Below are 20,786 nucleotides of genomic sequence, written 5' to 3' on the forward strand. Positions count from 1 at the left end.
CTTTTGGGTACTTTGCTTTGGCGAAGCAAAGAAAAGTGCCTCGGCCGCCGGGACGAATCCCCGGCCTCCGCCCTCAACAAAAAAGCAGAACCACCAGAGCGCAGCGGCAACACAAAGCCCCCAACGCACGGGCAGCGCACAAGCCCCCTACTCCAACAACAGCCCCTCCAAGCAGACCGCCAGGTCAGCCCTCCATCTCCACCACCTTCTGATCAATCGCCCCAAACAGACTCTGCCCGTTGCGCCCCTTCATCTCGATGCGAATGGAGTCCCCATACTTCATGAACCCCGTGCTGGGCTGCCCGTTCTGAATCGTCTCGATGCAGCGCTTCTCGGCAATGCAGCTGTAGCCCTTGGGCCACTCGGTGTGGCCCTTGGCGTCGGTCACGCCCTGGTTGCTCACCGTGCCGCTGCCCACGATGGTGCCCGCACGCACGTTGCGGGTCTTGCAGATGTGGGCGATCAACTGGCCGAAGTGGAAGGTCATCTCGGGGCCAGCCTCACACTGGCCCACCTTGCGGCCGTTCCAGGTCGATTCCAGGGTCAGGTGGACGCGGCCCTGTTCCCAGGCGTCACCCAGTTCGTCGAGGGTGACCGCGACCGGGCTGAACGCGGTGGCGGGCTTGCTCTGGAAGAAGCCGAAGCCCTTGGCCAGTTCGGCCGGGATCAGGTTGCGCAGCGACACGTCGTTGGCCAACATCACCAGGCGGATGCCATCCAGGGCTCGGTCGGGTGGCGTGCCCATGGGCACATCACCGGTCACCACAGCGATCTCGGCTTCAAAATCAATGCCGAAGTCTTCGCTGGGCACCACCACATCGTCGCAGGGACCGATGAAGTCATCGCTACCACCCTGGTACATCAGCGGATCGGTGTAGAAGGTGGCAGGCACCTCGGCATTGCGTGCCTTGCGCACCAACTCGACATGGTTGAGGTAGGCCGACCCATCAGCCCACTGGTAGGCCCGCGGCAGGGGGGCCATGCACTGGGCCGGGTCAAAGGGAAAGGCGTGGCGGGTCTTGCCCTGGTTGAGCTGCTCGTAAAGGTCCTGCAACTGCGGGGCCAGGAAGTTCCAGTCGTCCAGCACCTGCTGCAATCGCGTGGCGATGCCGGTCGCATAATGCGCGGTGCCCAAATCTCGCGACACGACGACCAGTTGGCCATCACGCGATCCGTCTTTGTAGGTGGCGAGTTTCATGTTGAGTGGGGCTCCGGCGTTGGGGGTTGGAGGGGGCTGAGGGCCTTTTGCAAGCACCCACGGCGCCGGCCCAGGACGCGTGGTTCAATCGGTTCAAGCCAAGGAAAGCAGCGGATTCTAGTGCGCACGGAACAGCAACATGCCAGCAGTCCAGCCTCTGCGCGGCACCGGCCCGAACGCAGTGGCCCCTCACGCCGGGCCCTGATCGGCCTCACTGTGCTGGTGCTGGCCTTGCACGCCGCGCTGCTTTGGCAGGGTCGCAGCCTGCTGCCGGCGGGCGACGGGCCAGGCACCCGGGTGGCCGCCCTGCCCTTGCCCGTGTTCAGCACGCGGCGGGTGGAGGTGTCGGCCCCGGCGGCCCCCCCGGGCGCGACGGCACGCCCGCCCCGCGTGGTTCGGCACCCGCCCCGCAGCATCCCCGCGCCCCAATCCACCAGCCCCGTGACCAGCGACACCCGGCCAGACCCGGCGGCCACCTCGCCCGAATCCCTCGGTGATGTCCCGGCCCCGGCCCAGGAGCCCGGCCCCGTCGCCGCGCCCCCCCCCCTGCCGCCGCTGGTGACCGGGCCGGAATCCCCCCCCGTGGCCAAGGCCCCCGAGGTCAGCCCGGCCACCGCCGAGCAGCGCACCCTGAGCGTGAAGGTGCCCCCGCCGATCCGCCTGAGTTATGCGGTCACGGCCGAGGTCAAGCACCTGAACTACCAGGCCAACGGTGAAATGAGCTGGACCCACGACGGAAGCCAGTACGAGGCGCAGGCCTCGGTCAAGATGTTCCTGATCGGGGGGCGCAGCCAGACCAGTCGGGGCCGCATCACCTCAGCCGGTCTGGCGCCAACCCGTTTTGGCGACAAGGTACGCAACGAGCAGGCCGCGCACTTTGATGCCGAACAGGGCAAGGTCACCTTCAGCGCCAACACCCCCGACGCGGTGTTGCTGCCCGGCATGCAGGACCGCCTGAGTGTGTTCATGCAGCTGGCCTCGCTGGTGGCTGCCGACCCCACCCAGTTCGGCCCTGGTACCCGCATCACCGTGCCCACGGTGGGTCCACGCGATGCCGAAACCTGGGTGTTCGTGGTGGACGGCCCCGAAGAGCTGGCCCTGGCCCAGGGCCCACTGCCCACCCTCAAGATCACACGCGCCCCCCGCACCGAGTTCGACACCCGCGTCGAGCTGTGGCTGGCCCCAGGCATCCACTACCTGCCGGCGCGCATCCGCATCACGCAGTCGCAGGGCGATTTCGTGGATCAGCAGCTGACCGGTGTGCTCAAGCCCTGAAGCCGGCCCGGGTGTTGCTGAAAACCCGCAGCGCCCAAGGATTTACGCAGATCTTGAAACTGGCACGGTCATTGCCATCTACCATGAGACTCAGAAGGAATCCATCTCATGCAAATGCTCTATGACTCCGACTCCTTTGTGGTGGTGCACCTGGTGCCCGACTTGGACCTGACACCCACGACCCAGCCGCCGTCCGGGCCGCAACTGGCCCGCCATGGCTTCGAGATCGTGGACAAACGCTCGGGCAAAGAGGTGTACCTCGACGGCTCGTGGGCCGAGATGTTCCAGCAGATCATCCTGGGCTGGCAGCTCAACGCACCCACCGAAGAAGAAGTGGAAAACACGCTCGAACGCTACTCCGGCCTGGCCCAGAACCCGGTGCTGGTGCACTGAGGCCCTGGCCTGAGGCGGCTCATGCCCTGCCGGGTACCCAGCGCCGACACAGGGCGCGGTATAGCGGCTCGACCAGCAGCAACACGGCCACCAGGCGGCACACCTGAAAGGCGGTGACCACCGGCACGCCCAGTTGCAGCACCTTGGCCGTGATCGACATCTCGGCAATGCCGCCGGGTGAGGTGCCCAGCACCATGGTGGCTGGGTGCAGGCCGGTGGCCCAGCCCAGCACACAGGCAAAGCCGGCACACAAGAACACCATGGCCAAGGTGCCCAGCACCACCGACGCCATCCAGCGCGGTGCCGTGTGGATGAATCCCGGCGTGAAACGCACTCCCAGGCTCACCCCGATCACCATCTGCGCCGCGTTCGACATCCACTGCGGCACCGCCGACAGCGTGTGACCCGACATGGCGATGGCCGCAGACACCACCAGCGAACCCAGAAACCACGGATTGGCGCGCCCCAGCCGATGCATGATCAGTGCGCCCACCCCGGTGGCCGCCGCCAGCCCGGCCAGCCCTGCCGGATTGACCACCCGCGCCGCGCTGGACACCTGATCCAGCCCATGCAGGCCACTGAAGGTGAAGGCAAAGGGGATCAACACCGTGACGATGACCAGCCGCAGCGAGTGGCTGGCCGCCACCAGTTCGGTGCGGGCCTGGGCTCGCTCCGCGAGCAAGGTCATCTCGGAGGCGCCACCGATGGCGCCGGCAAAAAAGGTGGTGGCCCGCAACGCGGGCTCGTCCAGCCCGCTGAGCAAGGCCCGGTTGCGCAGGCAAAGCCATTGCCCAAAGGCCCAGCCCAGACACAGGGCCCAGGCAATGCCGAGCGCAATGGCCCACCACAGCCCCAGCACCAGCGAGGTGACCTCGGGCGTGAAATACAGGCCCAGCGCCGCGGCAATCGTCCACTGCCCGAGGTTGCGCAAGGGGGCCAGGCTCAGCGCTGGCAGGCCCACCATGCTGGCGGCAGCCACCGACAAGAGCGGCCCCAGCATCCAGGGCAGAGGGATGTGCACGGCCACAAAGGCTTGGGCGATGAGCCAGGCCAGCAGCAGGGTCAGCGCGGCGCGCAGCGCGTCGGATAGGCGGGTGGGCATTCAGGCAGACAGGCAGAACAGGGGCCAAACCCGGCAAGGCCCCAAGGCCATGCCCGTGCCTCGCCAGAGTCGGGATAGTATGCGCGCATGCGTGTTTTCCCTTGTCTTGAACGCCCTCGCATCCGGGCATGGCTGGCTTGCTGCTTTGCCATGGCCGCCTTGCTGGGCTGCGCCAGCCACTCGTCCGACCTGCCCGCGCGCCAACTCTCCAGCCTGTTGCCCGCGGATGTGCTGCTGCTGGGCGAGCAGCACGATGCCGCCGCCCACCACCAATGGGAACGCCAGGTGGTGGAAATCCTCGCGGTCCAAAACCGCTTGTCTGCCCTGCTGCTTGAGATGGTTGACCAGGGCCACGACACCCGGGGCCTGCCCCGCCAAGCCAAGGAGGCCCAGGTCAAGCAAGCGCTGCAATGGAACGATGCCGGCTGGCCCTGGGCCGACTATGCACCGGCCATCATGGCCGCCGTGGAAGCCGGGGTGCCGGTGCTGGGGGCCAACCTGCCCCGGGAGCGACAGCGACCCGCGATGAAAGACATGAGCCTGGACCTGCGCCTGCTGCAGCCGGCGCTGGAGCGCCAGCGCGCCGCCATCCGGGACAGCCACTGTGGCCTGCTGGACGAAGCCCAGGTGGCCCCCATGACCCGCATCCAGATAGCGCGCGATCTGGCCATGGCCCAGGCCGTGCTGAAGGCACCACGCCCGCCCGGTCGCACGGTGCTGCTGCTGGCAGGCGCCGGCCATGTGCTGCGCCCGGTGGGCATTCCGGCGCACCTGCCTGACGAACTGAACACCCGCGTGCTGGTGGCGGCGGTCGAGGGCAGCCCGGTGGCTGATGCCCTGCGCAGCCCGAGCGGAGCGGCAGAAACCGATCTGCTGTGGGTCAGCCCGCGCCAGCCCGAGCGCGATCACTGCAGTGAGCTGCGCCGACGCATGCAGCTGAACTGAATCCCCGGCCGGGGCCGTCAGGCCGGGGGCGGCGACTGATCGCTGGGCGATGCGCCGTTGACCGGCGGCACCGGCCCGAGCCCAGGTGGATCTTCATAACGCACGCGGCTCACGGCTCTGGGCGGGCGCAGCCGGGTCTGCAGCCGGTAAGTCCACAAGCGCCGCGGCCAGGGCGGATCGGCCAGGGCCTGGACCAGGGCAGGCTGGCCGTTGGGCACATCGTGCTCGCCCAGCGCCTGACCCAGGGGCACCTGCGGGAACAAGGACACCAGGTCGTTGGTCAGCGTCTGCCGCACGGCCAGGGGCGAGTGACCACGCAGGCGGGCCGCCAGCGCCGCAGCCAGGCTGGGTTGGTCCTCCCAGGCCAGATGCGCCGACTGGGTGCAACGCGGATTGAGCTCGATCAGCCAGGCGCGATCGCTGTCCTTCTCAAGCATGAAATCCAGACCATGCAGGCCCGTCAGTTGCAGGTGGGCACACAGCCGCCGCGCGGCCGCCTCCATCCCCGGATGGCGGATGCGGCGCACCACCGTGGCATGGCCCGTGGCACCGTGGGTCTCCACCGCTGCCAGGGACACCAGGGCCAGCACCCGTCCCTGCTCGCACAGCATCAAGGTGTTGGCAGGCCGCCCCTCGATGTAGCGTTGCACCAGCACCTGGCCACGCCCTGGCAGGCGCCGACTCCACCAGGCCAGGGGGTCACGCTCGACCAGCAGCCGGCGCCACAGCGAGCGCCAGCGCAGTGAGCGGGAGAATGCCCGGCAGGCCTCCTCTGCCTCGGCCAGGTCATTCACGACCCGCACGCCGGCGCCACCAAAGCTCAGATCCCGCTTCAGCACGCTGCGGCCATGGCCTTCGCGGAACCAGAACAGCAGGTCCTGGGGGGAGTCCAGGTGGCGGTGCTCCGGCACATCCAACCCCAGCGATTGGGCCGTCACCAGCAATTGATGCCGCTGCAGCAGCGTGGCGTGCGCAGGGGCCGGCCCGATGGACTGCTCGATCAGGTGACGCAGGACCGGCACCTGCTCATGCAGGGTGATCAACTGTGCCACCACCTCATCGTCGCAGGGCAGGATCATCCGGTAGCCGTGCCCGGGCCCCAGCACGGCGCGCAGGCTGCCCAGGGAATCTCGCATCGCAAAATGCCAGCAGCGCCCCAGGCCGGGCACCTGCAGCACGGGATGGCCGGTTGGGCAAAGCACGTCAACCCGGCAACCCTGTTGAACCAGGGCCAGGGCCAGACGGGCCGCTGCGGGCCACCATTTGCCGGTGACCAGCAGGAGGGCAGGTTTTTTCAAGGTGACGGGGCTCCCTGGGCGAAGACCGCCGAAGCCGGCGATGCATGCGCGTTGATGTAAGAATGTGTTAATAAAATTATAAAGATGACCACCGGCCTTGACTGGGCCGAGACACCAACAGCCTGAGGGAGTTCGCTTGAGTTCAGCCACCGATATCGACATCGCCATACTGGGTGCCGGCCCCTACGGTCTTTCACTGGCCGCCCACCTGCGCCCTACCTCAAGGCGAATGAAGGTTTTCGGTCGGACCATGTCGTTCTGGCGGGATCACATGCCCCAGGGCATGTGCCTGAAGTCGGACGGTTTTGCCTCCAGCCTGTCGGCCCCGGGCCAGGGCTACACCCTGCAGGCTTGGTGCCAAGCCCAGGGCGTGCCCTATGCCGACATGGGCCTTCCCGTCACGCTGGAGACGTTTTGCGACTATGCCGAAGCGTTCCAGCGCAAGCTGGTGCCCGATGTCGACCCGACCCTGGTGCGGTCGGTCACGAAGAATGGCGACCATTTTTCGCTGACGCTCCCCGACGGAAGCACCGTTCAAGCCCGCCGCGTGGTGGTGGCCACCGGCATCAAACCTTTTGCCTACATCCCCGAGGCCCTGCGCAACTTGCCGGCCAGCCACCTGAGCCACAGTTCGAACCACACCGACTTGAGCCTTTTCGCGGGCCGCCATGTGGCGGTGCTGGGCGGCGGCGCCTCGGCGGGTGACACGGCCGGGCTGTTGCAGACCCACGGGGCTCAGGCTGAACTGGTGTCACGCCACCCGGTTCGCTTTCACAACCCGCCGGCGGGTCCGCGCTCGCTGGCGCAACGCCTGCGCCAACCAGACTCCGGCCTGGGCCCCGGTTGGAAATCGTTCATGTGCACGCAATTCCCACAGGTGTTTCACGCCCTGCCGGAGTCACTTCGATTGCGCGCGGTCGAGCGCCATCTGGGGCCGGCTCCGGGTTGGTTCATGCGAGACCAGGTGCTGGGCAAGCTGCCGGTGCACGCGGGCTGGCAGTTGCGCTCAGCCGCACTGGAACAAGGCCAGGTGGTGCTGGAGTTTCTGGCTGGCGATGGCAGCCAGCCCCGCTTGCGGGTGGATCATGTGATCGCGGCCACCGGCTACCGCAGCGACCTGGATCAGCTGGATTTTCTGGCCCCGTCGCTGCGCGAGCGCATCCGCACGGTGGCCCGGACACCCGTGCTGGACCACAACTTCCAGTCGTCGGTACCCGGCCTGTACTTTGCCGGGGCAATCGCCGCCAACAGTTTCGGCCCCTTGCTGCGGTTTGCGTACGGCGCTGACTTTGCTGCCCGCCGACTGGCTCGGGCGCTGGCCTGAGCCCTGCCAGGGACCGAGCCCTGCCTCGGTGCCCCCCCTCAGTCCTGGAGGCGGGGCAGGATCTCGTGGCGGATCACGTCGAGGGTGAGGGGCCCCGAGAACTGGAACACGATGCGCCCCTGCGGGTTCAACACCCAGGTCTGCGGGGGTTTGCCACTGCTCAGGCGGCGCTGCAACTCGCCATCGGTGTCCACCAGGGTGGTCCAGTAGGGATTGCCGAAGTAAGCCAGGTAGTTGACGGCGTCCTGGCTCTTGTCGCCGCCATTCAGGCCGATCAGTTGTTCAGCACGGCCATCGGCCCTCAGGGTGGCCGCCAGCGCCAGCATATTGGGCGCCTCTTCACGGCAAGACAGGCACCACGATGCCCACAGGTGCACCACGCGCGCCTGCCCACGCCACTGGGCCGGGCCCATGCGGGCCGCATCGGCCAGCTGCGGCAAGGCCAGTTCGGGCCAGGCCGGGGCCTGAGCGGACGCTTCCTGGGCCTGCCAGGATTTGCGCAACAGGTAGCCGCCAGCCACCAGAAGCAACAGCACCAGCAGCCCAATGCCCCAGCGCACACGATGCGCTGTCGATGAAGTTTCCGAGTCGTTGCTCATCACATGTTCTCCTTTGCGGCGCCCTCTCGTCGGCCTGGCCCAGCCCGGTCACCCGGGGCCGGCCAGCTTCAGAGCCTGCAGCGCGCTGGCAGGTATTTTGTATTTTCGGATCAGATCAAAGCAGTGGTCATCCCCTGACGCCATGAGCCCTCCCAGGCCGATCGGTCACGCGGGCATCCAAAGCCACACATACCCGCTCATCGTCACGCCCGGTCGAGTGCTGCGACAATCCGGGGGTTATGACCAAAGCCTACATTCTCACCCTGTCCTGCCCCGACCGAACGGGGATTGTTCACGCTGTGTCCGGTTTCCTGCTCGAACGGGGTGGCAACATCGAGGAAGCGGCGCAATACAACGACCCGGCCACCGGCCTGTTCTTCATGCGCGTTCAATTTGCCTGCGAACAGCTGGGCTACGACGAGCTCAAGGCCCAACTGACCCCGTTTGCCGACGGGTTTGCCATGAAATGGAGCCTGCACGCCACCTCCGAGCCGGTGCGCACCGTGCTGCTGGTGAGCAAGGAGGGCCATTGCCTGAACGACCTGCTGTTCCGCTGGAAGTCGGGCCTGCTGCCGCTGGACATCCGCGCCATCATCAGCAACCACCGTGAGTTCTACCAGTTGGCGGCCAGCTACAACGTGCCCTTCCACCACATCCCGGTGACCGCCGCCACCAAGGCCCAGGCCGAAGCCCGCCAATTCGAGATCATCGAAGCCGAAGGCGCCGAGCTGGTGGTGCTGGCACGCTACATGCAGATCCTGAGCGACGACCTGTGCCGCAAGCTGGCGGGCCGGGCGATCAACATCCACCACAGCTTCCTGCCCAGCTTCAAGGGTGCCAAGCCGTACTACCAGGCCCATGACCGTGGCGTGAAACTGATCGGCGCCACCGCCCACTATGTGACGGCCGACCTCGACGAAGGCCCGATCATCGAGCAGGACGTGGCGCGCGTGGACCACAGCCGCACCGTGGAAGACCTGACCGCCCTGGGCCGCGACACCGAAAGCCAGGTGCTGGCCCGCGCCGTGAAATGGCACAGTGAACACCGCGTCTTGCTGAACGGTCACAAGACCGTGATCTTCAAGTAAGCGCACCCACGCGCCACGGCATCCGCGCAAGGAGCAGCATGGAAGACGAACGCCAGAGTGCGGCCAACGGCAAGGCCCAGCGGATTCCGCCCATCCAGTGCCTGCTCACCTTCGAGGCCCTGGCGCGCCTGCGCAGCGTGACCCAGGCCGCCGAAGAGCTGTGCGTGACCCCGAGCGCGGTGAGCCATCGGGTACGCCAACTCGAACAGATCATCGGCACCAAGTTGTTCGGTCGGGCCGACTTCTCGCTGACCACCGAAGGCAGCGAGTACCTGGCCCATGTGCGCGAAGGGCTGGACGCGCTGCAGAAGTTCCCGGGCGCCCCCGGGGTGAGCGGCAAGCGCAAGCTCAAGCTGGCCGTGACGCCCACGTTTGCGCGCTCCATCCTGATCCCGCGCCTGAAGCAGTTCACCGAGGCCTACCCCGAAATCGATCTGGCCCTGCACGTGTCGATCCCTCTGCTGGACGTGATCGCGGAAGACGCCGACCTGATCGTGCGCTTCGGCCCGGGGCGCTATGCCGATCTGGAGCACGTCAAGCTGGCGGGCGATGACGTAACGCCCTTGGCTTCGCCGACCTTTGTGCGCGAACACGGCCCCTTCGACCGGCCTGAGGATCTGGAAGGCGTGCCCCTGTTGCGCAGCCCGCTGGAACCCTGGCGTACCTGGTTCGCGGCCCACAACCTGGATTGGCCCGAGCCGGCCGAAGGCTCTCAGTTCAACGACGTGGGCCTGATGTGCGACGCCGCCTCGGCCGGCATGGGCGTGGCCCTGGTGCGGCTCAAGCTGGGCCGCCCCTGGCTGGAGGCCGGCACCCTGGTGCGGCTGTACGACCGCAATGTGACCAGCCCGCACGCGCACTACCTGTGCTGGCGCACCGGCTCGATGGACCGCTGGGAATGCGCGGCCTTCGCGGAGTGGTTGCGCAAGGCGCTCCTGTAGGCCCCCAAGGGGGCCGCAGGCCGCCTTGGGGCGGCCCGGCGCCGGCCTGACCTCTTCGTTTGAAGCCTGCCGAATTCAAAAGAAGGTTTGCGCCGTCCACCGTCGCACACTTTGTGTCGCTTGCGACCCCAAGCGGGCCTGACGGCCCCTCACTTCATGTCACGCCCGCGTGCGGCCGCGAGACGCGGGTGCTCTTCGGCCTGTTCCACCCGGTGCGGGCCCATCTCTTCACTTCTTGAGCGACCTGGTCCCGCAGAAGGCAGGCTGTGACCTGGGTGCCCCCAGGCATGACCGGTCGCAAAAGCGCTGTGGGGCGGAGGGTTCAGGCCCTGACACAGGGGCTGACCGGCTCGGGCACGGCCAGGGTCGGCACGCCTGACCAGCGGTCATGGTCCTGCCGAGGGGCGGTTGGTGTCTGCGTTGACGGCCACAAGCAAGTCACCCCAAGAAAAACACTCTTTGAAACGCTTTCAAGCACTACCGGAACAATTATTTCTCATTTATTTCATATCTGATTTTTTATTACTTTCAACAGTTCTGTACGCGACACGAAGGGCCGGGGGGCTCGGGGAAATTGAGGGGCTGGCGTGGCCTGAACAGGGCTCTGCAGGGCCGACGCCGTTCATCGATTTTCTCCATGAGGTACCCCCATGAAAGCATTCCCCTGGATCGCGTCCTACCCCGAAGGGGCTCGCTGGGACATGACCTTGTTGCCACGGCGCATCGACCAGTTGCTGAGCGACGCAACCCGTCGCTGGCCTGACCAGACGGCGGTCGACTTTCTGGGCCGACGCATGAGCTACCAGGAGCTGGATCGCCGGGTCGATGAACTGGCGGCCGGTCTGCAGTATCTGGGCGTAGGCCCGGGCGTGCATGTGGGGCTGTACCTGCCCAACACACCGCACTATGTGGTGAGCTTCTTTGCCGTACTGCGCGCCGGCGGCACGGTGGTCAACTACTCGCCGCTGGATGCGCGCAACACCATTGCCCACAAGATCGAGGACAGCGAAACCGACATGCTGTTCACGCTCGATCTGCCGGCCTTGTACGGGCAGGTGCACGAGCTGCCGGGCCAGACTCGCCTGCGCCATCTGATCGTGGGCTCGCTGGACGACTTTGGCGCCGACGAAGCGGCCGCCAATGCCCACTTGCGACACGATGCCCCCTTTGTCCCCACCGAGGGGCCCCAGTTTTTGCGCTACGCGGCATTGTTCCGCCAGGGCGCCCGGCCGGTGCGCTCGGCAGGGGCTGGTGGGCTCGACGAGATCGCGGTGCTGCAATACACCGGCGGCACCACAGGCCACCCCAAGGGCGCCATGCTGAGCCACGCCAACCTGAGCGCGGCCACCGATCAGGCCGCCGAGGTCACCTCGCTGGGCGGCGCCCAGCTCAAACCGGGCCAGGAGCGGATTCTGGTGGCCCTCCCCTTGTTCCATGTGTACTCCATGGTGATCGACCTGCTGGTGGGCGTGAAACTGGCGGCCGAACTGGTGCTGGTGCTGAAGTTCGACCCCGGCCAGATCCTGCACGACATCGCCACCAAACGCATCAGCTGCTTTCCGGGCGTGCCCACCATGTTCACAGCCCTGGTCAACCACCCCGACGCATCGCGCTACGACCTGCATTCACTCAAGACCTGTGGCTCAGGCGGCGCCCCCTTGCCGGTCGAGCTGCTGCACCAGTTCGAAGCACTGAGCCACTGCATGCTGTCCGAGGGCTGGGGCATGACCGAAACCAGCTCGATCGGCACCTTCACGCCCACCACGGGGCTGCGCAAGCCCGGCGCCTGCGGCATTCCCGCACCGCAAGTCGAGATCCGGATCCTGCGGCTGGGGGGCCACGACGAGCCCGTGCCCACAGGCGAAATCGGCGAGATCGTGATCGCCGGCCCTCAAGTGATGCAGGGTTACTGGAAGAACCCCGAAGCCACCCGCGCCAGCTTCACGGCGGATGGCTTCTTCCGCACCGGCGACGTGGGCCACCTGGACGCTGACGGCTTTCTGACCCTGGTCGACCGCAGCAAGGACATGCTTCTGTGCAGCGGCTTCAACGTCTACCCCCGAGTGATCGAAGAAGCCATCTACACCCACCCGCTGGTGCGTGAGGTGATGGTGATCGGGCAAGACGATCCCTACCGAGGCCAGTCACCCAAAGCCTTTGTCAGCCTGCGCCAGGCCGGCGATCAGTTGACGCTCGAAGAACTGCAGGCCCATCTGCGCGACCACCTGGGCAAGCACGAGATGGTGCAGGCCCTCGAGCTGCGCACCGAGCTGCCCAAGACTGCCGTGGGCAAGCTCTCCAAGCAGATGCTGCGCGATGAACTGGCGCGCCGCCCATGAGCCCCCAAGCCATGCGCCACGGCCCCGCCACCCACTTTCCACGTCACTTCTCAGGATTTCCTTTGCCGAACATCTTTTCCTGGCAAGCCTTGCTGTCGCCATGGTCCCCCCAACCCGTTGATGGCCCACCGCCAGCCTGGCTGGCCATGATCGAGGGGCGTGCCTTCATCGAGGCCAGCACCATCCCGCTGGCCCTGCCCTGGCTGTTGCAACGGGTACCGCGCGGTGATGGCCACGCCGTGCTGGTGATGCCGGGCCTGATGGCCTCTGACACCTCGACCCGCCCCCTGCGGCAATTTCTGAAACGCCTGGGCTACCAACCCCGTGGCTGGGGCCAGGGTCGCAACCTGGGCCCGCGCCCCGGCGTGCAAGAAGGCCTGCGTGAGCGCCTGCAGCAGATGCGCGACGACAGTGGGGGCAAGGTCAGCCTGATCGGCTGGAGCCTGGGCGGCTTGTTTGCCCGCGAGCTGGCCCGCCAAGAGCCAGAGATGACGCGCCAGGTGATGAGCCTGGGCAGCCCGTTGTACGGCACGCCGGGGGCCGACTCAAACCCCCTGGTGTGGCAGATCTACAAGCAGTTCAACGAAACCCGCCCGGAACACATCAAGGCCTTCCGGGGTGACTGCGCCCCCCCCGTGCCCACCACCTCGATCTACTCGCGCGGCGACAGCGTGGTGGCCTGGGCCGCCTCGGTCGAGCACGACAGCGAAACGACTGACAACATCGAAATCAACAGCGCCAGTCACCTGGGCCTGGGCTTCCACCCCCTGGTCTGGTACGCGGTGGGCGACCGCCTGGCACAGACCGAAGACAACTGGCAGAAATTCACCCCACCCCCGCCCGAAAGCTGGCTGTTTCCGCGCCAGCGGGCCGCGCGCTGAAACCCACCGGATCCGTTCACCGGCGCCCCGAACGAAGCAAGCCCCCGTCCCCTCCATCCAAACCATCATCCCGGAGACCCCCATGGACCATCTGAGCGGCCTAGACGCCACCTTTCTTCATGTTGAAAGTCCCGAAACCCCGATGCATGTCGCATCACTGCATGTGCTCGACCTGCCCGAAGGCTACCAAGGCGATTACTGCGAAGACGTGCGCCATCACCTGCAAGAGCGCCAGCACCTCGCCGACCTGCTGACACGCCGGCTGGCCCTGATGCCCTTCGACCTGTCCGACCCGGTGTGGGTACGCGACGACGACATCGACTGGGACTACCACGTGCGCCCCATCACCCTGCCCTCTCCGGGCAGCAACGCCCAGCTGCAAGCCCTGGTCGCCCGTCTGCACTCCTCGCTGCTGGACCGCAGCCGCCCCCTGTGGGAAGTGGCCGTGATCACCGGACTCAAGAGTGGCCAGGTGGCGCTGTACCTCAAGGTGCATCACTGCGGCATCGACGGGCAATCAGGCGTGGCCCTGGGCAACGCCTTGTTCGACCGCGTGGCGCACGGCCGGGTGGTGCCTGCACCGCTGCCACGCCCGCCGGCACGCCAGCGCGACCTGGGCGTGGCCGAACTGGCCGCCGCCGCCCTCAAGAACACCGGTCGCCAGTACCTGAAACTGCTGCGCATGACGCCCACCATGGCCCGTGCAGCCAAGACCGTGCTGCTGCCCGCCCCGGGCGAGGACGGCAAGCGCAGTTGGCGCCTGCCGAAAAACCTGCAGTTGCTGGCACCCCGTACCCCTTTCAACGTCACGATCACCAACCAACGTTCTTTTGCAGCGCGCACCGTGCCGCTGGCAGAAGTGAAATACGTGGCCAAGCACCTCGGTGGCTCGGTCAACGACGTGGTGATGGCCACCACCTCGGGCGCGCTGCGCCGTTACCTGACCGAACTGGGCTGCCTGCCCGAAAAGTCCCTCACCGCGGCCGTTCCGGTCAGCCTGCGCACACCGGGCGACAGCAAATCCAACAACCAAGTGAGCATGATGGTGGTGCCCTTGTGCACCCAGGAGGGTGACCGCGCCCAGCGCTTCCACGCCATCCACGACGCGGCCCAGGCCAACAAGGGGGTGATGGGCCAGATCAAGGCGGCCATCCCCACCGACTACCCGATCTTCGCCGCCCCCTGGTTGATCTCGGGCCTCAACACCATGCTGGCGCGCTCCAAGCTCATCAACCAGTTGCCGCCTCTGGCCAATGTGCTGATTTCCAACGTGGCCGGCATCCAGGACAGCCTCTACTGTGCGGGTGCCCGCGTGGTCTGCTACTACCCCTTGTCGATCCCCACCCATGGCATGGCCCTGAACGTGACCGTGCAAAGCTACAACGGTCGGGTCGACTACGGCCTGATCGCCTGCCGTCAGGCGGTGCCCCAGATCCACGAACTGGCCGACTTTGTGTTGGAAGAGCACCAGCAGTTGCTGGCGCTGGCCAAGCAGGCCGAAGCCAACGGCGGCAAACCCGCGGTCACAGCGGCGCCGGCCAAAACCACAGACAAACCCGCGGGCAACGCGGCCGAAAGCCGCCAGAGCACAACGGCGGCGCCTGCCGACACGCTGCAGAGTGCTGCAAACGGGCTTGCAAACGGGGCTGCAAACGGGGCCGCACCCAGTGCCTCGCCTGTGCCTGCCCCACGGCGCAGCAGGGCCTCGACCGCCAGCAAACCGGCAGCTGAATCCGGCCCTGCCGCCACGGCAACACGCCGGCGCACAACCGCGATCGCGACCACGACCAGCCCGGCGGCCAAGCGCCGCAGCCCAGGCGCGGCGGCCGCGGCGGTGACGCCCGTCACGGCCGCGGTCAAACGCCCGGCCAGCCCCCGCAGCCGCGTGGCCACGGCCAAAGCCGCACCGACGGTGGGCACCGCAAAAGACACCGGGGTCAACCCAGGCGGCGCGGACGGCAACAGCAGCAGCAACAACAGCAGCACCTCACCCGCCCCGGTGACGGCAAGCGCTGCGACCAGCGCTGCGTGAGGCACCGTGAGGCGCCCTCTGAACTGAGCCTGCGGGCGCCCTGCCGCGCCCTCCGTGCCCTACCCGGCCCCCTGCCAGCCCGCTGGCCGGGGGCATTTTCTTCACGCATCGCTGAAAGAAACTTCATGGTTGGCGGCGGCGGTTTGGGCTTAAATTACCGGCTCTGGCCGCCAGCGTGCGTTGGTGTGCCTGCACGCTCACCAGAAACCGTCCGGATTCACGCCATGAACGCCACCTTGTCCGCGCCGACCACCGACCATCGCCACCGCGCCGAGCGCCAGGCCCAGGTGGTGGCCGCCCTGCAGGCCGTGCTGCCCGCCCACGCCCTGCTGTGGCACAACGAAGACACGGTGCCCTATGAGTGCGACGGCCTGACGGCCTACCGCGAGCGCCCGCTGGTGGTGGCCCTGCCCGAGACCGAGGACGAAGTGCAGGCCGTGCTGCAAACCTGCCACGAGCTTCAAGTACCCGTGGTGGCCCGTGGGGCCGGCACCGGCCTGTCGGGGGGCGCCATGCCGCACAAGATGGGGGTCACGATGTCGCTGGCCAAGTTCAACCAGATCGTGCGCATCGACCCGGCCAGCCGAACGGCCGTGGTCCAGGGGGGGGTGCGCAACCTGGCCATCAGCGAAGCGGCGGCGCCCTTTGGCCTGTACTACGCACCCGACCCCAGCAGCCAGATTGCCTGCACCATCGGCGGCAACGTGGCCGAGAACTCGGGCGGTGTGCACTGCCTGAAGTACGGGTTGACCGTTCACAACGTGCTCAAGGTGCGCGGCTACACCATGGCCGGCGAAGCGGTCGAGTTCGGCAGTGACGCGCTCGATTGCCCAGGCCTGGACCTTCTGTCCATCGTGATCGGCAGCGAAGGCATGTTGGCCGTCACCACCGAGGTCACGGTGAAACTGGTGCCCAAGCCCCAACTGGCGCGCTGCATCATGGCCAGCTTTGACGACATGCGCAAAGCTGGCGATGCGGTGGCCGAGGTGATTGCCGCCGGCATCATTCCGGCAGGCCTGGAAATGATGGACAAACCCATGACCGCCGCGGTGGAAGATTTTGTGCACGCAGGCTACGACCTGAATGCCGAAGCCATTCTGCTGTGCGAGAGCGATGGCACACCCGAAGAGGTCGAAGAAGAAATCGGCCGCATGAGCGAGGTGCTGCGGCGTTGCGGCGCCACCGCGATCGCGGTGAGCCGCGACGAGGGCGAGCGCCTGCGCTTCTGGAGCGGTCGCAAAAACGCCTTCCCGGCCAGTGGCCGCATCAGCCCCGACTACATGTGCATGGACTCGACCATCCCGCGCAAGCGCCTGGCCGACATCCTGCTGGCCATCAGCGAGATGGAGAAAAAGTACCAGCTGCGCTGTGCCAACGTGTTCCATGCGGGTGACGGCAACCTGCACCCGCTGATCCTGTTCGATGCCAACGACCCCGACCAACTGCACCGCTGCGAACTGTTTGGTGCCGACATCCTGGAGACCAGTGTGGCCATGGGCGGCACGGTGACCGGCGAGCACGGCGTGGGTGTGGAGAAGCTCAACAGCATGTGCGTGCAGTTCAGCGCCGAAGAACGCGAACAGATGCTGGGGGTGAAACGCGCCTTCGATCCGCGTGGCCTGCTCAATCCGGGCAAGGTGATCCCGAGCAAGCACCGCTGCGCTGAATACGGCAAGGAGCTGGTGCGCGGCGGGAAGATCAAGCACCCGGATCTGCCTAGATTTTGACCCCCCCTGAGTCGCCTTCGGCGCCACCGTGCGGCCGCGAGACGCGGACGCTCTTCGCCCTGTCCAGCCCTGGGTACATCCCCCCCTGAGCCGCCTTCAGCGTCATCCCCCCAGGGGGACGACACCAGCGGCCTGGCAAAGCCAGCTCCGCGGTGTCTGCTGGCTTGGCTTGCTCAGCAGCCTTTTGAACGGTGAGGCACCGCTTCTTCAGATGCAGCGCCCGGCTGCAGATGTCTGGGTAGGGCCCCGGTTTGAGGCCATCGAGCCCCTGGATGTCGACGCCAACGACCCGGCAAAGCCAGGGCCGCGGTCGTCATGAGCGGCAGCGTCGCGGCGGGGGTCAGGCGGCGACAGGTTCGCGGGCGGGGTAGCCCACCTGATCGAGGGCGGCGGCCAGTTGGCCGACGGTGCGATCCACGTTCTGCCATTTTTCCAGGCCGAACAGGCCGATGCGGAAGGTGCGGAAGTCAGTGCCTTCGTCGCATTGCAGCGGCACGCCGGCGGCGGTCTGCAGGCCCACGCCGGCGAACTTCTTGCTCGACTGGATGTCGGCGTCTTCGGTGTAGCTCACCACCACCCCGGGGGCCTGAAAGCCCGGCGCGGCCACGCTCGGGATGCCACGCGACTCGAACAGGGTGCGCACGGCCCGGCCCAGCGCCCATTGCGCTTCGCGCATGCGGGCAAAGCCCAGGGCCTGGGTTTCCTTCATGGTGTCGCGCAGGCGCACCAGGGCATCGGTAGGCATGGTGGTGTGGTAGGCGTGGCTGCCGTTTTCATAGCTCTCGGTGATCTGCAGCCACTTCTTGAGATCGCAGGCAAAGCTGCTGCTGGTGGTGCCGTCGATGGCCTGGCGCGCACGTTCGGACATCATCACCATGGCGCAGGCCGGTGAGCTGCTCCAGCCCTTTTGCGGCGCCGAGATCAGCACATCGACGCCGGTGTCGCGCATATTGACCCACACCGCCCCCGAGGCGATGCAGTCGAGCACGAACAGGCCGCCCACCTCGTGCACGGCCTCGGCCACACTGCGCAGGTAGTCGTCGGGAAGGATCATGCCCGAGGCGGTTTCAACGTGCGGGGCAAACACCACGGCGGGCTTTTCGGCACGGATCGTGGCCAGCACCTCGTCGATGGGGGCGGGGGCCCAGGGGGCCTGCGCCCCGGCACCTGTGCGACGCGCCTTGAGCACGGTGACGTCTGGCGTGATCGCCCCCATCTCCAGGATCTGCGACCAGCGAAAGCTGAACCAGCCGTTGCGCAGGATCAGCACCTTTTTGCCACCGGCAAACTGGCGCGCCACCGACTCCATGCCGAAGGTGCCGCTACCGGGCACCAGCACGGCGCTGTGGGCACCATAGACTTCCTTGAGCATGTCGCCGATGTCGAGCATGACGCGGCGAAAACGCGCCGACATGTGGTTGAGCGCGCGATCGGTGTAGACCACCGAGAATTCGAGCAGACCGTCGGGGTCCACGTGAGGCAAGAGTCCGGGCATGTTGTGTCTCCGTCAGACGCCGGGAGTTGAGGCACGCCATCCGTGCCTGTGGCCCCCGGAACCGGCCCACTTTAGCACGGCCCCCGAAGGGCCGCTGCCCTGTCCGGGGCCCGCGCCACAGGCCGCACCCGGCGCGCATTTGACCCAGCGCAAACACCGGCGCAAGCCCCTCAGAAAACCCCATTGAAGGCATGGAATTTGCGCCCAGTGCGCTCAACCCTCGCGAAGTGACACGGTGTGTGACACAGCCCGCTGTCCACCGGGGGGTTCCGTACCGTTCAACGACAAGGAGATGGACCATGTCTTTCAAAACCACCGTGATGCTCAGCGCACTGCTGCTGGGCGCCCAGGCCGCACAGGCCGACGCTCCCCTGGACGCCCAGATGAAGGCCCTGGCCCTGGGCAGCGGCTGCATGACCTGCCACCACATCGAGTCTGGCGCCAAGAGTGCGGATGGCAGCAAGCCCATCGGCCCCAACTGGCAGGATGTGGCCCACAAGTACAAGGGCCAGGCGAACGCCGCGGACGCCCTGGTGCGAACCGTGATGCAGGGCTCCAACCCCTACAACAGCCACTGGAAGGGTCAGGCCAGCGGCCTGGCCATGCCACCCAACGCCGTGGCCATCAGCCAGGCCGATGCGAGCAAGCTGGTGGGCTGGATCCTGAACCTGCCCTGAGAGCGCGCCGAAAGCACAACGCCGCCCCAGGGCAAACCCGGGGCGGCGCGGGACTGTCACTTTTTGGAACGCTCCAGACCGAAGCGGGTGACAACCGGCGTCAGGGCGCCTGCCAGGGCACCTGGGCCGCGGCAAAGGCCTTGGCCAGCCGCCCGTCGGCAGCCACCGCATTGAGCGCGGCCTGCAGGGCCTGGGCCAGCTCCACCGACTGCTTCTTGACGGCCATGCCCACCGCCCAGCCATCGCGGGGCGCCCGCGGCATGGGCAGCGCTTCAATGAAGAAGCGCTTGTCATCCCCCAGCACCGAATACAGCTCAGAGGCCTGGCCGGCTGCCGCATCCACTTCGCCCTCCAGCAGCTGGCGAGCGGCCGCCACCCCGTCCGGCAAATGGGTGGTCAGCAGGTCGCGGTAGGCCCCCTGATCGGCACCGATCAGCAGCCAACCGGCCAGCGATTGCCCGGCCACGGCCACCTTGTGGCCCTTGAGGCCGGCCAGGCTTTCCAGGTCGGGCAGCCGGTCCAGCCGGCGCGCCATCACCACCCGTTCGCGGTAGTAGGGCCCGAAGATCAGCACCTGGCGCTCGGCGTCCATCAAGGGCTTGTCTACCGGCACATGCAGCAGCACATCGGCCGGGCCGTAGCCCAGGTAATGCCCCTTCCAGACCATGTTGCGCAGGTCGTCGGACATCTTCTCGTCGGCGTCGAAAGGCAGCAGGTTGAGCTTGAGGCCCAGTTGGGCGGCCAGCAGGCGCGCCAGCTCCACATCGATGCCCTTGCCCTTGACGTTGAAAGGCGGGTTGTCGTTGTACAGCCCCACCGACAACACCCCGCGCGCCTGGATGCGCGCCCAGGCGGACTCCTCCTGGGCCAGGGCCTGCCACGCGATCGGAGCGGTCGCCAGGGCCGAGCAGGCCTTCAAAAGGTTGCGGCGTTGAATCACTTGGCCTCCGCCAGGGGTTTGACGCGCAGCGATTCCAGGTAGGTCTTGATGGCCCAGGCCGCTTCCTGCGACAGGATGCCCTCAAAGCCGGGCATGTAGACCGCGCCGTTGCGGGTCACGCCATGGCGGAAGTGGCCGACGAACCAGTCGTTCACGTCGCGCAGGCAGGCCTGTTGCTTCTTGGCGTCGCGCAGGGAGGCGCAGTCGTCGTCCAGGTGACGCAGGTCGGGCGCGATGCCACCCGAGATCGCTTCCAGGCCATGGCAGCGGGCGCAGTTCTGGTTGAAACCCGACGAGCCGATGCGGATCGCCTCCGGGTTCTTGCTGTAGGGGTTGTCCACCCGCCATTCCTCGCCCAGCTTGGGCAGGTTGCCGGTGTCCACGGCCTGAGGCGTGACATCGCCGTGCGCATGCGCCACGCCGCTCAGGGCCAGCAACAGGGCGCCGGCCCACAGCAAAGGACGGCAGAAAAAGGAAGTCGGTTTCATGGTGTCTCCGGGTTTTTGTTGAAAAGCAGTGAGCACTTGTCAGC

General features: G+C 66.9%; 18 protein-coding genes. 11 read left to right on the forward strand and 7 right to left on the reverse strand.

The features are described from left to right. Positions 1-184 precede the first annotated feature (184 nt). Positions 185-1,198, reverse strand: a complete 1,014-nt coding sequence (locus AC3WUT_RS29160) for a fumarylacetoacetate hydrolase family protein (RefSeq protein WP_492350571.1) — start codon at positions 1,196-1,198, stop codon at positions 185-187. A 120-nt stretch (positions 1,199-1,318) separates the two neighbouring features. Here AC3WUT_RS29160 and AC3WUT_RS29165 point away from each other — a divergent pair, with 120 nt between their 5' ends. Continuing rightward, positions 1,319-2,473: a DUF3108 domain-containing protein gene (locus AC3WUT_RS29165; RefSeq protein WP_492350572.1), complete on the forward strand. Its 1,155-nt coding sequence runs from the start codon at positions 1,319-1,321 to the stop codon at positions 2,471-2,473. Positions 2,474-2,581: 108 nt separating this feature from the next. Further along, the gene (locus tag AC3WUT_RS29170; RefSeq protein ID WP_492350573.1) at positions 2,582-2,866 is read left to right on the forward strand and encodes a BTH_I0359 family protein; all 285 of its coding nucleotides are present in this window, start codon (positions 2,582-2,584) and stop codon (positions 2,864-2,866) included. 19 nt (positions 2,867-2,885) lie between these two features. Here the strand turns inward: AC3WUT_RS29170 and AC3WUT_RS29175 are convergent, their stop codons facing one another. Beyond that, entirely contained in the window at positions 2,886-3,968 is a 1,083-nt protein-coding gene (locus AC3WUT_RS29175; protein WP_492350574.1) for an AbrB family transcriptional regulator, read from the reverse strand. Between the two features lie 87 nt (positions 3,969-4,055). Here AC3WUT_RS29175 and AC3WUT_RS29180 point away from each other — a divergent pair, with 87 nt between their 5' ends. After that, positions 4,056-4,913 (forward strand): ChaN family lipoprotein, encoded by an 858-nt coding sequence (locus AC3WUT_RS29180; protein ID WP_492350575.1) that lies wholly within the window; start codon positions 4,056-4,058, stop codon positions 4,911-4,913. A gap of 17 nt (positions 4,914-4,930) precedes the next feature. On the opposite strand, the gene AC3WUT_RS29185 is transcribed toward AC3WUT_RS29180, so the two are convergent. After that, positions 4,931-6,211: an ATP-grasp domain-containing protein gene (locus AC3WUT_RS29185; protein ID WP_492350576.1), complete on the reverse strand. Its 1,281-nt coding sequence runs from the start codon at positions 6,209-6,211 to the stop codon at positions 4,931-4,933. Between the two features lie 136 nt (positions 6,212-6,347). Between AC3WUT_RS29185 and AC3WUT_RS29190 the strand changes: the two genes are divergently transcribed. Further along, a complete protein-coding gene (locus AC3WUT_RS29190) occupies positions 6,348-7,535 on the forward strand; it encodes an NAD(P)-binding domain-containing protein (RefSeq protein WP_492350577.1) in 1,188 nt (395 codons plus the stop codon). Between the two features lie 38 nt (positions 7,536-7,573). Here AC3WUT_RS29190 and AC3WUT_RS29195 read toward each other — a convergent pair whose 3' ends face one another. Next, positions 7,574-8,134 carry a thioredoxin domain-containing protein gene (locus AC3WUT_RS29195; RefSeq protein WP_492350578.1) on the reverse strand — a complete coding sequence of 187 codons (561 nt, stop codon included), beginning with the start codon at positions 8,132-8,134 and terminating at the stop codon, positions 7,574-7,576. A 239-nt stretch (positions 8,135-8,373) separates the two neighbouring features. Here AC3WUT_RS29195 and purU point away from each other — a divergent pair, with 239 nt between their 5' ends. The 6 genes from purU (at position 8,374) to AC3WUT_RS29225 (ending at position 17,142) form a co-directional block, all read left to right on the forward strand. Next, positions 8,374-9,222 (forward strand): formyltetrahydrofolate deformylase, encoded by an 849-nt coding sequence (gene purU / locus AC3WUT_RS29200; RefSeq protein WP_492350579.1) that lies wholly within the window; start codon positions 8,374-8,376, stop codon positions 9,220-9,222. 38 nt (positions 9,223-9,260) lie between these two features. Beyond that, on the forward strand, positions 9,261-10,163 hold the full coding sequence (locus tag AC3WUT_RS29205; protein ID WP_492350580.1) for a LysR substrate-binding domain-containing protein: 903 nt from the start codon (positions 9,261-9,263) through the stop codon (positions 10,161-10,163). A gap of 650 nt (positions 10,164-10,813) precedes the next feature. Then, positions 10,814-12,502: a long-chain-fatty-acid--CoA ligase gene (locus tag AC3WUT_RS29210; RefSeq protein WP_492350581.1), complete on the forward strand. Its 1,689-nt coding sequence runs from the start codon at positions 10,814-10,816 to the stop codon at positions 12,500-12,502. Beyond that, entirely contained in the window at positions 12,499-13,383 is an 885-nt protein-coding gene (locus AC3WUT_RS29215) for an esterase/lipase family protein (RefSeq protein ID WP_492350582.1), read from the forward strand. The genes AC3WUT_RS29210 and AC3WUT_RS29215 overlap by 4 nt, the downstream gene beginning before the upstream one ends. Before the next feature lie 82 nt (positions 13,384-13,465). Continuing rightward, complete coding sequence (locus AC3WUT_RS29220) at positions 13,466-15,415, forward strand: WS/DGAT/MGAT family O-acyltransferase (RefSeq protein ID WP_492350583.1); 1,950 nt, start codon at positions 13,466-13,468, stop codon at positions 15,413-15,415. Between the two features lie 224 nt (positions 15,416-15,639). Continuing rightward, entirely contained in the window at positions 15,640-17,142 is a 1,503-nt protein-coding gene (locus AC3WUT_RS29225; RefSeq protein ID WP_492350584.1) for an FAD-linked oxidase C-terminal domain-containing protein, read from the forward strand. Positions 17,143-17,482: 340 nt separating this feature from the next. Here AC3WUT_RS29225 and AC3WUT_RS29230 read toward each other — a convergent pair whose 3' ends face one another. Beyond that, a complete protein-coding gene (locus tag AC3WUT_RS29230; RefSeq protein WP_492350585.1) occupies positions 17,483-18,637 on the reverse strand; it encodes a pyridoxal-phosphate-dependent aminotransferase family protein in 1,155 nt (384 codons plus the stop codon). A 299-nt stretch (positions 18,638-18,936) separates the two neighbouring features. On the opposite strand from AC3WUT_RS29230, the gene AC3WUT_RS29235 reads away from it, so the two are divergent. Continuing rightward, positions 18,937-19,314 (forward strand): c-type cytochrome, encoded by a 378-nt coding sequence (locus AC3WUT_RS29235; protein ID WP_492350586.1) that lies wholly within the window; start codon positions 18,937-18,939, stop codon positions 19,312-19,314. A 100-nt stretch (positions 19,315-19,414) separates the two neighbouring features. On the opposite strand, the gene AC3WUT_RS29240 is transcribed toward AC3WUT_RS29235, so the two are convergent. Beyond that, a complete protein-coding gene (locus tag AC3WUT_RS29240) occupies positions 19,415-20,254 on the reverse strand; it encodes a substrate-binding periplasmic protein (RefSeq protein WP_492350587.1) in 840 nt (279 codons plus the stop codon). After that, positions 20,251-20,742, reverse strand: coding sequence for a cytochrome c-550 PedF (pedF, locus tag AC3WUT_RS29245; RefSeq protein WP_492350588.1), 492 nt, complete (start codon positions 20,740-20,742; stop codon positions 20,251-20,253). Before pedF ends, AC3WUT_RS29240 begins: the two co-directional genes overlap by 4 nt. Positions 20,743-20,786: the final 44 nt, after the last annotated feature.

It is taken from the genome of Curvibacter sp. EU05-FHT14A10, assembly GCF_058791075.1.